This window comes from Pseudomonas sp. MF6767 (assembly GCF_016405475.1).
In the GTDB taxonomy this organism is placed as follows: Bacteria; Pseudomonadota; Gammaproteobacteria; order Pseudomonadales; family Pseudomonadaceae; genus Aquipseudomonas; species Aquipseudomonas paracarnis.
This window is the reverse complement of record NZ_JAEKCY010000012.1, coordinates 91491-106995: the sequence shown is the minus strand read 5'-3', so window position 1 is coordinate 106995 and position 15505 is coordinate 91491. Positions and strand designations below refer to the sequence as shown.

At 60.3% G+C, this 15505-nt stretch carries 13 protein-coding genes; 8 read left to right on the top strand and 5 right to left on the bottom strand.

The window, feature by feature from the left end; translation table 11 throughout:
* Positions 1–97 precede the first annotated feature (97 nt).
* Positions 98–1006, top strand: coding sequence for a LysR substrate-binding domain-containing protein (locus JFT58_RS19280; protein ID WP_054897501.1), 909 nt, complete (start codon positions 98–100; stop codon positions 1004–1006).
* A gap of 99 nt (positions 1007–1105) precedes the next feature.
* On the opposite strand, the gene JFT58_RS19275 is transcribed toward JFT58_RS19280, so the two are convergent.
* The 3 genes from JFT58_RS19275 to dnaQ form a co-directional block, all read right to left on the bottom strand.
* Positions 1106–1675, bottom strand: coding sequence for a GNAT family N-acetyltransferase (locus JFT58_RS19275; protein WP_054897500.1), 570 nt, complete (start codon positions 1673–1675; stop codon positions 1106–1108).
* 20 nt (positions 1676–1695) lie between these two features.
* Positions 1696–3951, bottom strand: a complete 2256-nt coding sequence (locus JFT58_RS19270) for an Orn/Lys/Arg decarboxylase N-terminal domain-containing protein (protein ID WP_054897499.1) — start codon at positions 3949–3951, stop codon at positions 1696–1698.
* Between the two features lie 605 nt (positions 3952–4556).
* A complete protein-coding gene (gene dnaQ / locus JFT58_RS19265) occupies positions 4557–5297 on the bottom strand; it encodes a DNA polymerase III subunit epsilon (RefSeq protein ID WP_164692278.1) in 741 nt (246 codons plus the stop codon).
* 202 nt (positions 5298–5499) lie between these two features.
* Here dnaQ and JFT58_RS19260 point away from each other — a divergent pair, with 202 nt between their 5' ends.
* On the top strand, positions 5500–5805 hold the full coding sequence (locus JFT58_RS19260; protein WP_054897498.1) for a DUF2388 domain-containing protein: 306 nt from the start codon (positions 5500–5502) through the stop codon (positions 5803–5805).
* Positions 5806–5940: 135 nt separating this feature from the next.
* Here JFT58_RS19260 and rnhA read toward each other — a convergent pair whose 3' ends face one another.
* Positions 5941–6393 carry a ribonuclease HI gene (gene rnhA, locus JFT58_RS19255; RefSeq protein WP_003173571.1) on the bottom strand — a complete coding sequence of 151 codons (453 nt, stop codon included), beginning with the start codon at positions 6391–6393 and terminating at the stop codon, positions 5941–5943.
* Positions 6394–6424: 31 nt separating this feature from the next.
* Positions 6425–7183 carry a class I SAM-dependent methyltransferase gene (locus JFT58_RS19250; protein ID WP_054897496.1) on the bottom strand — a complete coding sequence of 253 codons (759 nt, stop codon included), beginning with the start codon at positions 7181–7183 and terminating at the stop codon, positions 6425–6427.
* Between the two features lie 65 nt (positions 7184–7248).
* Between JFT58_RS19250 and gloB the strand changes: the two genes are divergently transcribed.
* From gloB to JFT58_RS19220, 6 genes are all read left to right on the top strand, one after another.
* Complete coding sequence (gene gloB / locus JFT58_RS19245; RefSeq protein WP_034126075.1) at positions 7249–8016, top strand: hydroxyacylglutathione hydrolase; 768 nt, start codon at positions 7249–7251, stop codon at positions 8014–8016.
* A gap of 98 nt (positions 8017–8114) precedes the next feature.
* On the top strand, positions 8115–9515 hold the full coding sequence (locus JFT58_RS19240; protein WP_003190692.1) for a transglycosylase SLT domain-containing protein: 1401 nt from the start codon (positions 8115–8117) through the stop codon (positions 9513–9515).
* 236 nt (positions 9516–9751) lie between these two features.
* Positions 9752–11581, top strand: coding sequence for an extracellular solute-binding protein (locus JFT58_RS19235; RefSeq protein ID WP_054897495.1), 1830 nt, complete (start codon positions 9752–9754; stop codon positions 11579–11581).
* Positions 11578–13410, top strand: a complete 1833-nt coding sequence (locus JFT58_RS19230) for an extracellular solute-binding protein (protein ID WP_054897494.1) — start codon at positions 11578–11580, stop codon at positions 13408–13410. Before JFT58_RS19235 ends, JFT58_RS19230 begins: the two co-directional genes overlap by 4 nt.
* Positions 13411–14484 carry a microcin C ABC transporter permease YejB gene (locus JFT58_RS19225; protein ID WP_034126078.1) on the top strand — a complete coding sequence of 358 codons (1074 nt, stop codon included), beginning with the start codon at positions 13411–13413 and terminating at the stop codon, positions 14482–14484.
* Position 14485: 1 nt separating this feature from the next.
* Positions 14486–15505, top strand: coding sequence for an ABC transporter permease (locus JFT58_RS19220; protein ID WP_198834496.1), 1020 nt, complete (start codon positions 14486–14488; stop codon positions 15503–15505).

The following is a 15505-nucleotide window of genomic DNA, read 5'->3' as shown; positions in this document are numbered from 1 at the left end:
GGCTGAGCGCCATAGGCCGGGACGACCCCGGCAGTCTTTTTTGCGCACGAAGGCCTGCGCCATTGAATCCCCTGCGCACTGCACATAGACTCCGGCCATGCGTTTACGTCATATCGAAGTGATTCAGGCCATCTTGCAGACCGGCCACCTCGGCACCGCCGCCGAGTGGTTGCAACTCCCCGTGGGCGAAGTAGACGCCACTCTCAAGGACGCTGAGCAGCAATTGGGCTTCATGCTGTTCGCCAGCGTGCGCGGGCGTTTGCAGGCCACCCGGGAAACCCTGGAATTGCAGGCACAAATCACTGCTCTGTATGAAGCCCTGGAGCCGTTGCAACGCCTTGCCAGCCGCTTGAAACACCATCATGCGCCGCCCCTGCGCGCGCTGTGCACGCCGCCGTTGGCCAACCAACTGTTGCCCCAGAGCATTGCTGCACTGCGTCGACGCTTCCAGGACATGCCGTGCAACCTGTCGAGCCAGCCAGTTGGCGAGATCATCAACAGCCTGCTGTTGCATGAAGCCGATGTGGGCCTGAGCCTGCATGACCCAGAACATCCACAGATCCAGAGCACGGTGCTGGCCCAAGGCAAATTGCAGTTGCTGGCCCCCCATGGCTGGCTCAAGCCCAAGCAAAAATACATTGCGCTGCAGGAGTTGGCCGGCCAGTCCCTGATCGGCCTTGAAGGCCATGACCCGCTCAGCCGCTTGCTGGATGCCAAGCTGCACGCCCTGCGGCCGCTGCCCGTGGTGCAGACGCGGGTGCAAACCTACCCGATGATGCGCGGCTTGGTGGAGGCCGGAGAAGGCCTGGCGATTGTCGACCCGTTCACTGCCTTGGGTGCACGAGAGTCCGGGCTTGATGCGTGCCCGGTGTCACCACCGATAGTGGTCAGCCTGTATGCGTTGACCTTGAAAGACGCTGCGCCCTCCCCGGCATTGAATGCGCTGCTGGAAATCGTCATCCAGAAAGCCGAAAGCCTGCTTGGCAACGACACCAAGTCCCCGTAGGAGCGGGCTTGCTCGCGAAGAACGTGAACGATCACACGCTCATCCTTATGCAACGCGGCGCCTTGGCGTTTTTCGCGAGCAAGCTCGCGCCTACAGGGGTCAGACAGCCTCCACTTGCGCCTTGAACAACCGATACCAGAAAATCGCGACCTCGCGGGTTTGCGGGTCAATCCCGCGATAACGCAGGTGATCGATGCCGCCCATTACATAGCCACAACGCTCATACAGGCGACAGGCGCCGAGGTTGTTGTTCTGGGTCTCAAGCATCATGCCCGGCAGGTTCTTCTTGCGGGCCCAGAACTGCGCCACGTCCAACAACGACTTGGCCACGCCATGTCGGCGCGCCGGCAACGCCACAGCCAACTCGTCAACATGGGCGAAACCGTTCCAGTTGGTGCTGACCACGATATGCCCCACTGCGCGGTCATCCAGGTACGCCATGAAGATCGAGCTGTCGGCGGCATCACGGAAACTGGCGAACTCTTCCGGGTCGATGCCATAGCACTTGCGGTACGGCAGCACTTTTTCCACCGGCCATTGTTCGACGCGCTGGCCCATTTGCGGCACCCCATAGGCACTGACTTCAAAGCTGAAATCATTGCCCCACACATAGGCATCAAAACCTTCGTCGGCGACTCGCACACTGAGCCCTGGATACTTCGGGTTCATTACAGCTTGCATAGACTTCCTTAACCCTTGATGCAGTCGACGGTATAACGACGGCCACTGCCGTCATCTTCGTGTTGCAGCCCATGCACATCCGCGACAAAACCGGGGAAACTGCTATCGAACGTGCGGGCAAATGCCAGGTAATCGATGATTGAACGGGTTGACTCGGTGAAGCGTTCGCCGGGCATGATCAGTGGTATGCCCGGAGGGTAAGGCACCAGCATCACGGCAGCGATGCGTCCTGCCAAGGCATCGATGCAGACCGCCTCCACCTCGCCCCTGACCAACTGGTCGTAGGCATCGGCGGGTTTCATCGCGATTTGCGGCAATACCGTATACATACGCTTGAGGTGCCTGGCCGTGGCATTGCTACGGTAACAGCTGTGCAACTGGTCGCAAAGGTCACGCAGCCCCAGGCCTTGATAGCGTGCCGGGCCTTGGGCATACACCGACGGCAAGCAAGTGGCCAGGCTGACATTGGCATCGTAGCTACGCTTGAACTCCAGCAGCTCGGTGAGCAAGGTGCTCCATTTACCTTTGGTAATGCCCATGGAAAACAGCACGAGAAACGAATACAGCCCAGTCTTCTCCACCACCAGCCCGCGCTCCCAGAGGAACTTGCTGACCACTGCAGCGGGAATCCCACACTCGCTCAAGGCCCCACCGGCGTTGAGGCCAGGCATCACGAGCGTGACTTTGATCGGGTCCAGCAGCACGTAGTCCTCTACCACGTCGCCAAAGCCATGCCACTCATCCCCAGGGTGCAACAACCAATCCGCCGTGGCGACCCGGTCAATGCCCGCGACCGAGGGTGGCTGCCAGATGGAAAACCACCAGTCTTCGGCCGCGATATGCTGGCGCAAGTTGGCCAGGGCGCGACGGAAACTCAAGGCCTCGTCGAACATTTCCTGAAGCAGCGAGCGCCCGGCCGGGCCTTCCATCATTGCCGAAGCCACATCCAGCGACGCGATGATGCTGTATTGCGGCGAGGTGGAGATATGCATCATGAAGGCTTCATTGAAGCGGTCACGGTCCAGTTGCCGTGCGCCGCCGTCCTGCACGTGGATCATCGACGCCTGGCTGAATGCCGCCAGCAACTTATGCGTACTGTGGGTGGTGAACACCAAGGGGCTGTCCGGCGTGCGCGAGGTACCCATGCCATAACGCCCGGCGAAGAACTCGTGAAAGGCGGCGTAGGCATACCAGGCCTCATCAAAATGCAGCACCTCGACACTGTTGCCCAGTTGTTGCTTGATCAGTTCGGCGTTGTAACACAGGCCGTCATAGGTGGAGTTGGTCACCACCGCCAATTTCACTTTCGGTGGTCGCCCACGGGTCAAGGGGCTGGCGTCGATCTTGGCGCGGATCGACTCAGGGCTGAATTCGCTCAGGGGGATCGGGCCGATGATCCCCAGCTCGTTGCGCTCCGGGCACAGGTACAGCGGGATCGCGCCGGTCATGATGATCGAATGCAACACCGACTTGTGGCAATTGCGGTCTACCAGCACCAGGTCATCGCGCCCCACCATGGAATGCCAGACGATCTTGTTGGCGGTGGACGTGCCGTTGATCACGAAGAACGTATGGTCGGCGCCAAAGTTGCGCGCGGCGCGGGCCTCGGCTTCGGCCAAGGGCCCGGTGTGATCGAGCAGCGAGCCCAGTTCGGGCACCGATACCGACAAGTCAGAGCGCAGGGTGTTTTCCCCGAAGAACTGATGAAACGCCTGCCCCACCGGGCTTTTGCGATAGGCCACGCCACCGCCATGACCGGGGGTGTGCCAGGAATAATTGGAATCGGCGGTGTGTTGCACCAGCGCCTTGAAGAACGGCGGCAACAGGCCATCCAGGTACGTGCGTGCGGCGCGGGCGACCTGGCGCGCCAGAAACGGCACGGTGTCTTCGAACAGATAAAGAATGCCGCGCAGCTGGTTGAGCTCGCTCATGGCATCGGCGGGCGCGTTTTCCAGGGTGACTTGCTCGCCCAGCGCAAAGATCGGCAGGTTGGGTGCGCGCAGGCGCGCCAAGCGAATCAACTCCACCATGTTCTGCAACAGATGAGTGTTTTCCCCGGCGCCTTCGGCGGCAATCAGCATGCAGGCCAGACCGTGATGGGTAGCGGCCACCAGCCGCCCCTCGGCGTAGTCCACCGCAGAAAAAATACTGAAGCCCTCTTGTTCCAACTCCCTGGCGATGCCTCGAACCCGGTCACCGGCAACGGTGTCGGCCTTGATGTCACGGTGCACGATCAGAACAGGGAACTTCAGGTCTTTGTACATGAGCACTCTTACTCCGGAGGCTTTGCACAAGGGTAGAAGCTGGAAGCAAAAGTGGCGAATGAAGATTTCACAGGTGGTCGAGAGGTATTTATATAACTTCGGTACGGGGCTGAACCTGTCGCGAGGGAGCTTACTCCCGTGACGGCCCGCCTGCCGGGCCATACCTACCTGACACCCCGCGATCAAACTGTGGGAGCTGGCTTGCCTGCGATGACGGCCTGCCAGCCGACACTTATCTACCTGAGGCTCCGCAATCCAAATGTCGGTGGGCTGGGCCGGCATTCCGGCTTTTCCAAAGTGACCCGCTGTCAGAGCGGAACGCTAAATGGCCGTTACCGCAGCAATGGATATGTACTCAATCCAACCGTGTTGACAGTCAGGCCGCATTCGCGAGCAAGCCCGCTCCCACAATTTGATCGCGGGGCGTCAGGTCGATAGGCGTTGGCTGGCAGGCCGCTATCGCAGGCAAGCCAGCTCCCACAGTTTGATCGCGCAGCGTCAGGTAGATAGGTGTTGGCTGGCAGGCCGTCACGGGAGCAAGCTCCCTCGCCACAGATGCAACTGTGTAAGTACCCATGGCTGCAAGCCTGCTCCTACATGAGCGGTTATTGCTGAGTGAGTTGAGTCCACAACGCCGGCGCACCGGCTGCCTTGGCAATCGCCTCCAGCCTTGCCGCATGCTCGGCCAGGTCCTGCTCGCTGGCACGGATGATCGGCGTCGGCTTGCGATCAGCTGGCAAGCGGCGGATTTCCGAAGGGCGGTTGCCCGACCCTTCCGCCGAACCGCTGCCATCGGATGCATTACCGGCCAGGGACAGGCTGGTCTGCCCGCCGGTCATGGTCAGGTAAACGTCGGCCAGGATCTCGGAGTCAAGCAAGGCGCCGTGGAGTTCACGGCCGGAGTTGTCGACGCCATAGCGCTTGCACAAGGCATCGAGGCTGTTGCGCTGGCCCGGGTGACGCTCGCGGGCCATCATCAAGGTATCGAGGATCGTACAGTGCTGGGAGATGTCCGCACGGTCAGTCTGCCCCATCAGGGCAAATTCGTTGTTGATGAAGCCGATGTCGAACGCCGCGTTATGGATGATCAACTGGGCGCCATTGATGAATTCGAAGAACTCATCGGCCACTTCGGCGAAGCGCGGCTTGCCCTTGAGGAATTCGTCAGTGATGCCGTGGACGCCAATCGCGCCCTCGTCACTGTCGCGGTCCGGTTGCAGGTAGACGTGGAAGTGGCGGCCGGTCAGGCGGCGCCCCATCAGTTCGACACAGCCGATTTCGATGATCCGGTGACCATCGGTCACCGGCATGCCGGTGGTTTCGGTATCGAGTACAACAGATCGGATGGCCATCAGGGTTCAGCTCTCAACGGTTCGGTACAGTTCAAGGGGCGGGATATTAGCACGCTCTGTAAACGAAGCGCCCATGGCACCCAATCACCGGTGGACACCCAACAGTTATTTACAAGGTTTCGCAAACTTGCTGCGGTTTTCTACGTCCCTCGTCGCTAACCTGCGCGCCTCCTCCAGATACGGAATTCACTGACTCATGTTCAACCTGAAATGGCTGTTCATCCCCTGCCTGTTCAGCGCTGCCGGTGCGCAAGCCACCAGTTTCGTGATGACCACTGACGCCTTGGTGAGCCTGTCGATGAGTGCCACGGGCGGCACCAGCAGCAGCTTCAAGGACGACAAGATTGTGCTGGCGGCCAAGGCCGATGCCGCATCGTTTGTCGCAAGCGAAGGTGCAATACGCGGTGTCCAGTTGGAGTCAGCCTTGCGGCATATTCGCCAGACAAGAGTGGACCTGCGATGCACGGACGAACAACTCGCCCGTGCAATCCTGGCTCTATAAGCGACAACACTCACGGCATCTTTGTGATCAGGCCAAAGTATGCCTGCCTGAAGCTCAATGCCGTGCTGGTAGATTCGCCACACGCAATGGCGGCGGTGAAGCAGCGGCTCGAACGGCCGCCGCGGTGTCGCTGATTCAGCTCTGCTTGTAGCCGCGCACTTCATCCACGCCACGGTTGGCCAACTGGTCGGCGCGCTCGTTGCCAGGATGGCCGATGTGCCCGCGTACCCATTTCCAGGTGATGTCGTGACGATTGCACTGTTCATCGAGCAATTGCCACAGGTCGGCGTTCTTGACCGGCTCCTTGGCCGCCGTTTTCCAGCCGCGTTTTTTCCAGTTGACCATCCACTCGTTGATGCCCTTCATCACATATTGCGAGTCGGTCACCAGCAGTACGTTGCAACGCCGCTTGAGTTCTTCGAGGCCGCGAATGGCGCCCATCAATTCCATACGGTTATTGGTGGTATTGGCTTCGCCGCCCCACAGTTCCTTCTCCACGCCCTTGCACACCAGCAAGGCGCCCCAGCCGCCTGGGCCCGGGTTGCCTTTGCAGGCGCCATCGGTGAAGAGTTCTACGCTATCGGTCATCGGTTATTCGGCCTGAAATCAAAAAGAGGTTTTACGGTTCGCCTTGTTCGCGGTTGACCTTGGCCAACGGCATCGGCACGAGCTTGCCGATCGGCTCGCGGCGCATTTGCTGCAACGGTCGCAGACCGACCACGATCTTGCGTGCGACCAATAAATAGAAGCCGCCACCCGACAGCTGCCAGGCTCCTGCCCGGCGTTCCCAACCGGCCAGACGGCCCTGCCACTTGGCAGTCGCAAGCGGCGGACGATAGCACCCGAAGCGGCGTTTCTCCAGCGCGAAGCCCAGCAGGTTGAGCCAGTCGCCCACACGCGATGGCGCGATGCAACGCGCCTGGCGCAGTCCGTCATGGGCGAACACACGGCGCAGGCCCCAACTGCTCCAGGGGTTGATGCCGACAATCAGCAAATGGCCACCAGGGCGCACGCTGCTCGCCGCTTCGCGCAACAAACCGTGGGGCGACAGGCAGAAATCCAGGCCGTGCTGCAACACCACCACATCGGCGGCGTGTTCGCTCAAGGGCCAGGCCTGTTCCTCGCAGACGATCTCCACGCCCGGCAACGGTGCACCCAGGCGCACATTGCGTTGCACCTGCGGCGCCGATGGAGGCGTGTCGGCCGACGGTCCGTAATGCACCAGGTAGCCACCAAAGAACCGGCCCAGCTCGTCTTCGAGCATGCGCCGCTCTTCTTCCAGCAAAAACTGCCCAATCGGCCCGGACAACCATTCGCGGGCCGCGCTGATCAGGGCCAGCCACTCAGGATCGGCCTGGGCGAACGCTTTATCAGTCATTGCATTCTCCAACTCGCCTAGACGTTCTAAGATGCACCAATGTGTTCAGCTTGGCGAATCGAAGAATGATACAGATCAGTGCCCTACCCGCCTTTACCGACAACTACATCTGGTTGTTACAAGACCCTACGACCCAGCGCTGCGCCGTGGTCGACCCCGGCGATGCCACGCCAGTGCTGGCCTGGCTCAAGCAGAATGCCGAGTGGCGCCTCAGCGACATACTGGTTACCCATCATCACCATGATCATGTAGGCGGTGTCGAGCAACTGAAAAATGCCACCGGCGCCAAGGTTTATGGCCCTGCCAACGAAAAGATCCCGGCGCGGGATGTGGCCTTGCACGATAACGACCATATCCGCGTGCTGGGCTGGGACTTCGACGTGTACGCCGTGCCAGGCCACACCCTCGGCCACATCGCCTTTTATCACCAAGGCGTATTGCTGTGTGGCGATACCTTGTTCGCCGCCGGTTGCGGTCGCCTGTTCGAAGGTACACCCGAACAGATGTACAACTCTCTGGAACGCCTGGCCGCCCTGCCCGCCGATACGCAGGTGTACTGCACCCATGAATACACGCAAAGTAACTTGAAATTTGCCCAAGCCGTGGAACCGCACAATGCCGACATCGCCGAACGGGTGGAAAATGTCGCCCAACTTCGCGCCCGTGGCGAGATGACGCTGCCCTCCAACCTGGCCCTGGAAAAACGTACTAACCCTTTTCTGCGCACCGCTGAAACATCCGTTAAACAAAAAGCGGACGAACGGAACGGCCGCGACAACCGCTCTGGGGCCGAGGTGTTTGCTAGCTTGAGGGCTTGGAAAGATAAGTTCTAACCAGATGCAATCTGATACGTAATTTCTGAATGGTTGACCGGAACCAAAGCGCTTTCTAGAATCGCCCGACATTTTTGCCCGGAACTTACTTCCAGCCAATGTCGTCATCTATTCGTAAATCCATTTCTTCAGACGCATTGACCCGCCTGGCTCAAGCCGTGGCGGTGGCCGTTTCCGCAACTCTGGCGGGCTGCCAATCGACTCATTACGCTGCACAATCCACCGTGCAACCCAAACCGAATCTTGCTGCCAAGATCAAGCAAAAACCTATTTGGCTATCAGAGAAGCCCAGCCCCGAAGTACCCCAGGACGTCTGGGAACGCATGCGTCGGGGCTTTCAATTGCAGGACGGTGTCGGCGTCAACCCGCGCATCGAGCAACAGCGCCTGTGGTTCGCCAGCAACCCCTCCTTTCTGGAGAATGCCGGCGAACGCGGCAGCCTCTACATTCATTACATCGTCGAACGCCTTGAAGAACGCAACATGCCTCTGGAACTGGCGCTGCTGCCAGTGATTGAAAGTGCCTACAACCCGATGGCCTATTCGCGCAGCGATGCGGTGGGCTTGTGGCAGTTCATTCCCTCCACCGGGCGCTACTTCAACCTGCGCCAGACCCGCGCCTACGATGGCCGCCGCGACATCACCGCCTCCACCACCGCCGCCCTGGACTATCTGACGCGTCTGCATGACATGTTCAACGGCGACTGGCTGCTGGCCCTGGCGGCCTATAACGCCGGCGAAGGCACCGTCAGCCGGGCGATCGAGCGCAACGAAAAGCTCGGCCTGCCCACCGACTACTGGAACCTGCCCCTGCCCCAGGAAACCAAGGACTATGTGCCCAAGTTCCTGGCCTTGTCCCAGGTGGTACTGGCGCCCGAAGCCTACGGCGTCAACCTGAACCCGATTGCCAACACGCCGTACTTCGAGGTCGTTGAAGTCAAGCAAAGCATGGACCTGTCACGGGTTGCCGCGCTGGCCGAGATCGACGAAGACGAACTGTTTCAGCTCAACCCGGCCTTGAAACAACGCACCACCCTGGACGGCCCCCAGCATCTGCTGGTGCCGACCTCCAAGGCCCAACTGCTGACCAGCACCCTTTCGACGATGAAGCCGGAAGAATTGCTGAGCATGCGCCCCAAGAAGCCGGTATTCGACGAAGTCGAGACCAAGGCGGTCGCAGGGCGTACCCGCAGCTACAAGGTACGCAGTGGCGACAACCTCACGCTGATCGCCAAGGCCAACAAGGTCGATGTGCATGACCTGCAGCGCTGGAACAAGCTCAACGGCCAGGCCCTCAAGGTCGGCCAGACCCTGGTGATGCAGGACACGCGTAAAGTCGCGGCGAAAAAACCGGTGCAGTACAAGGTCAAGAAAGGTGACTCGCTGTACATGGTGGCCAAGCGCTTCAACGTCGAGATGCAACATCTCAAGCGTTGGAACCCGCGCACCGGCCAGGCATTGAAACCAGGGCAGATGCTGGTGGTTTCCGGGCCGCGCTAATACCTCGGGGAGAGCTGGCTTGTGTGGGAGCTGGCTTGCCTGCGATGCAGGCACCTCGGTCTATCAGTCAGACCGCAGTGATGCTATCGCAGGCAAGCCAGCTCCCACATTTGACCTTCACACCGTCCAATAGCTTGCAGTCCGCAAAATGGCCTTCCCGACAGCCTTTTTCCAACCGGAACAAGCTGTTACTGTACCGATCATAAAGCCCAAGCCGCCTGGATCGGATCTCTGACTTGAAGCGTCCCCTCCTTCTACTAATAAGTCTGGCCTTGAGCTTTGCGGCGAACGCGACGATCACCGAAAGCCACGGTTATGCGCAGTTCGGCACACTCAAGTACCCGGCCAAATTCACCCATTACGATTGGGTAAACCCTGCAGCGCCCAAAGGCGGGACATTGCGGGTGATGGCATTTGGCACCTTCGATACGCTCAACCCCTACACCTTCAAAGGTTCAAGCCCGGTTTCCACCGCCAACTTCCTGCAGTACGGCGTCAACGAGCTCAATGAACCCTTGATGGTGGGCACCGGGCAATACGCGCCGTCGGGCGATGAACCCACCTCAAGCTATGGCCTGATTGCCCAATCGGTGGAATACAGCGAAGACCGCAGTTGGGTGGTGTTCAACCTGCGCCCCGAAGCACGCTTTCACGACGGCAAGCCGATCACCGCCGCTGACGTGGCGTTCTCCTATCGCACCCTGCTGACCGAAGGCCACCCGCAGTACCGCACCAACCTGCAGGAAGTGGCCCGGGTCGATATCCTCAACCCTCACCGTATCCGCTTTGTGTTCAAGCGCGCCGGCAACCCCTTGCTGATCCTGCGCCTGGGCGAGTTGCCGGTGCTGCCCCTGCACTATTGGAAAAACCGTGACTTCAAGGCAACCACCTTCGAGCCGCCCCTGGGCAGTGGACCTTACCGCATCACCAAGGTTGCGCCTGGGCGGCAACTGGTGTTTGAACGGGTCAAGGATTACTGGGGCAAAGACCTGCCGGTCAACCAGGGTTTCTATAACTACGACAAGGTCGAAGTGGAGTTCTATCGCGACAGCGACGTGGCCTTTGAAGCCTTCAAGGCCGGTGAATTCGACATTTATATCGAGCATCAGGCCAAGAACTGGGCCACCGGCTACAACTTCCCGGCGGTCAACCGCGGCGATGTGATCAAGGCGCAGATCGCCCATCAGATCCCCACCCAGAGCCAGGGCCTGTTCATGAATACCCGGCGACCGGCATTCAGCCAGGCCAAAGTGCGTGAAGCCCTGGGGTTGATGTTCGATTTTGAATGGACCAACCGCACGCTGTTCAGCAGCGCCTACAAGCGTTCGGTGAGCTATTACCCCAACAGTGAATTCTCGGCCACCGGCCTGCCCGTGGGCCATGAGTGGTTGATGCTCTCGCCCTACCGCGGCCAACTGCCGGCTGCGCTGTTTACCCAACCGTTCAGTCTGCCGCACACCGATGGCCGTGGCATTCCCCGCGAAACCCTGCGCCAGGCCCTGGCCCTGCTCAGCGAGGCCGGCTGGAAACTGTCAGGGCAGCGCCTGCTGGATAAGGACGGGCAACCGCTGCGCCTGGAAATCCTGCTGGTCAACCCGAACCTCGAGCGCATCCTGCAACCCTATGTCGAAAATCTGACCCGCATCGGCATCGACGCCCGCTTGCGTACCGTTGACCGCGCACAGTACAAACAGCGCCTCGATCAATTCGATTTCGACATGATTTTGATGACTCTCAACCAGACCTTGAGCCCCGGCCTTGAGCAGTGGCAGTACTTCCACTCCAGCCAGGCCGCAATCAAAGGCAGCAAGAATTACGCCGGTATCGCCAACCCGGTGGTCGACCACCTGCTGGACCAACTGCTGGCGGCGCAGACCCGCGAAGAACAACTGGCTGCCGGCCGCGCCCTGGACCGGGTGCTGCTGTGGCAGCACTACAGCATTCCCAACTGGTACCTCAACTATCATCGCCTGGCGTACCGCAACCGGTTCGCCTTCGTCACCACGCCGCCCTACAGCCTGGGCCTGAGCGCATGGTGGCTGAAAGCTTCGGAGAAAGCCCAATGATGTCCTTGCGTACTACCCTGCTCGCCAGCCTGTTGCTGTGCACCGCGGCGCACGCCGCGCCTCAGCATGCGCTGACTCTCTACAACGAGCCCCCCAAGTACCCCGCCGACTTCAAGCATTTTGACTATGTAAACCCCGACGCCCCCAAGGGCGGAACCTTCCGCGAATCGGCCATGGGCGGCTTCGACAGCCTCAACCCCTATATCAGCAAGGGCGTACCGGCAGACAACCTGCCACTGATCTACGACACCCTGGCCATGCAAAGCCTGGACGAACCCATCACCGAATACGGCCTGGTGGCCGGCAAGATCGAAAAAGCCCCGGACAACAGCTGGGTGCGCTTCTATCTGCGCCCCGAAGCGCGCTTCCATGACGGCCACCCGATACGCGCCGAAGACGTGGTGTTTACCTTCCAGACCCTGATCAAGGAAGGCAACCCGCTGTACCGCAACTACTACGCCGACGTCGATGAGGTGGTGGCCGAAGACCCGTTGCGCGTGCTGTTCAAGTTCAAGCGCACCAACAACCGCGAGTTGCCGTTGATCCTTGGGCAGCTGCCAGTACTGCCCAAACACTGGTGGGCCAGCCGGGATTTTTCCAAGGGCAACCTGGAAATCCCCTTGGGCAGCGGGCCTTACCAGGTGACCGAGGTCAAGCCGGGCCGCATGATTCGCTACGAGCGGGTCAAGGATTATTGGGCCAAGGACCTGCCGGTCAATAAGGGCTTCTACAACTTCGATACCCGCATCACCGATTACTACCGCGACAGCACTGTCTCCCTGGAAGCCTTGAAGGCCGGGCAGTTCGACTACTGGCTGGAGTTCAGCGCCAAGAACTGGGCCAATGCCTACAACATTCCAGCGGTGAAAGAAGGCCGATTGATCAAGGAAGAAATCCCCAACGGCAACCCCACCGGCATGCAGGGTTTTGTGTTCAACATGCGCAAGCCGATGTTCCAGGACGTGCGGGTGCGCAAGGCCATCAGCCTGCTGCTGGATTTCGAGTGGAGCAACAAGCAACTGTTCAACGGTGCCTACACCCGTACCCGCAGCTATTTCGAAAACTCGGAAATGGCCGCCACCGGCCTACCCGGTCCGGACGAGCTGGCGATTCTCGAGCCGCTGCGCGACAAGATCCCTGGCGAAGTCTTCACCCAGGCATTCGAACCGTCCCACACCGACGGCAGCGGCATGATCCGCACACAGCAACGCGAGGCCTACCAACTGCTGCAGGAAGCGGGCTGGAAGATTGTTGACGACAAAATGGTCGACAGCACCGGCAAGCCAGTGACCATAGAGTTTTTGCTGGCCCAGACCGAGTTCGAGCGCATCCTGCTGCCGTTCAAGCGCAACCTGGCAGACCTGGGCATCGACCTGGTGATTCGTCGCGTGGACGTCTCGCAGTTCGTCAACCGCCTGCGCTCGCGCGACTTCGACATGCTGGTGGGCAGCTTCCCGCAATCCACCTCGCCGGGTAACGAGCAGCGCGAGTTCTGGAAATCCTCCAGCGCCGACAAGCCCGGCAGCCGCAACTACATGGGCCTCAAGGACCCCGCGGTCGACCAGTTGGTGGAAGAGCTGATCGACGCCGGTTCGCGCCAAAGCCTGATCGCCCACGCCAGGGCGCTGGATCGTGTGCTGCAGTTTGGTTACTACGTGATTCCCAACTGGCACATCAAGACCTTTCGCGTCGCGTACTGGGACCACCTGGGCCACCCCAAGGTCTCGCCACGCTACGACGTCGGCACCGCGACCTGGTGGAGCAAACCCGACGTCACACCTGCCGTCCCCCTGGACACACGCGCCGATGCGGCGAGCGGAGGCGATTAAATGCTGGCCTATATTGTTCGCCGCCTGTTGCTGATCATTCCCACGCTGTTCGGGATCTTGTTGATCAACTTCGTCATCATCCAGGCCGCTCCCGGCGGCCCGGTGGAGCAGATGATCGCCAAGCTCGAAGGCTTCGACGGCGCCACCAGCCGCATTGCTGGCGGCGGCGCCGAAGTCGCGGTGGCCGGTTCCAGCTACCGTGGCGCTCAGGGACTGGACCCGGCGCTGATCAAGGAAATCGAAAAGATGTACGGCTTCGACAAGTCGGCGCCGGAACGCTTGTGGATCATGGTCAAGAACTACGCCCAGCTGGACTTCGGTGACAGCTTTTTCCGGGACGCCAAGGTCATCGACCTGATCAAGGAGAAGATGCCGGTGTCCATTTCCCTCGGGTTGTGGAGCACCCTGATCATGTACCTGGTGTCCATCCCCCTGGGGATCGCCAAGGCCACGCGCCACGGCAGCCATTTCGATGTGTGGACCAGCTCGGCGATCATCGTCGGCTACGCGATACCGGCGTTCCTGTTTGCGATTCTGCTGATCGTGGTGTTTGCCGGTGGCAGTTATTTCGACTGGTTCCCCTTGCGCGGGCTCACCTCCAACAACTTCGAGGAGTTGAGCTGGGGCGGCAAGATCCTCGATTACTTCTGGCACCTGGCGCTGCCCGTCACCGCCCTGGTGATCGGCAACTTTGCGACCATGACCCTGCTGACCAAGAACAGCTTTCTCGACGAGATCAACAAGCAGTACGTGGTCACCGCCAAGGCCAAGGGCCTGACCAACCGCCGCGTGCTGTATGGCCACGTGTTCCGCAACGCCATGCTGCTGGTGATCGCCGGTTTCCCTTCGGCCTTCATTGGCATCTTCTTTACCGGCTCGTTGCTGGTGGAGGTGATCTTCTCCCTCGACGGCCTGGGCCTGATGAGCTTTGAAGCGGCGATCAACCGTGACTACCCGGTGGTGTTCGGCACGCTGTTTATCTTCACCCTGCTGGGGCTGATCGTGAAACTGATCGGCGACCTCACCTACACCCTGGTCGATCCACGTATCGACTTTGCCAGCCGGGAGCATTGAGATGAACCTGTCCCCCCTCAATCGCCGCCGGTTCGAGCGGTTCAAGGCCAACAAGCGTGGCTGGTGGTCGCTGTGGCTGTTCCTGGTGCTGTTCGTGCTGAGCCTGGGCGCCGAGTTGATCGCCAACGACAAGCCCCTGGCAGTGCATTTCGACGGTGGCTGGTACTTCCCGGCGCTCAAGCGCTACCCGGAGACTACCTTCGGCGGTGAATTCCCGCTGGAAGCCAACTACAAGAGCCCGTACATCCAGGAGCTGCTGAAAGCCAAGGATGCCTGGACCTTGTGGGCACCGATTCCGTTCAGCTACCAGAGCATCAATTACGACCTGAAAGTCCCGGCCCCGGCGCCGCCGTCCTCGGTCAACCTGCTGGGCACCGATGACCAGGGGCACGATGTGCTCGCGCGGGTGATCTACGGCTTTCGCGTGTCGGTGCTCTTCGCCCTGACCCTGACCATACTCAGCTCGATCATCGGCGTGATTGCCGGCGCCTTGCAGGGCTTTTATGGCGGTTGGGTCGACCTGGCCGGGCAACGTTTCCTGGAGATCTGGTCCGGCTTGCCGGTGCTCTACCTGCTGATCATCCTGGCCAGCTTCGTGCAACCCAACTTCTGGTGGCTGCTGGGGATCATGCTGCTGTTTTCCTGGATGAGCCTGGTGGATGTGGTGCGCGCCGAGTTCCTGCGCGGTCGTAACCTGGAATACGTACGCGCGGCGCGGGCGCTGGGCATGCAGAACGGCGCGATCATGTTCCGTCACATTCTGCCCAATGCGATGGTCTCGACCATGACCTTCCTGCCCTTCATCCTTACCGGCGCCATTGGCACCCTGACCGCCTTGGACTTTCTCGGCTTCGGGCTGCCGGCAGGTTCGCCGTCGCTGGGTGAGCTGGTGGCGCAGGGCAAATCCAACCTGCAAGCGCCGTGGCTGGGCATGAGTGCCTTCGCGGTGCTGGCGATCATGTTGAGCTTGTTGGTGTTTATCGGCGAGTCCGCTCGCGATGCGTTCGACCCGAGGAAATGA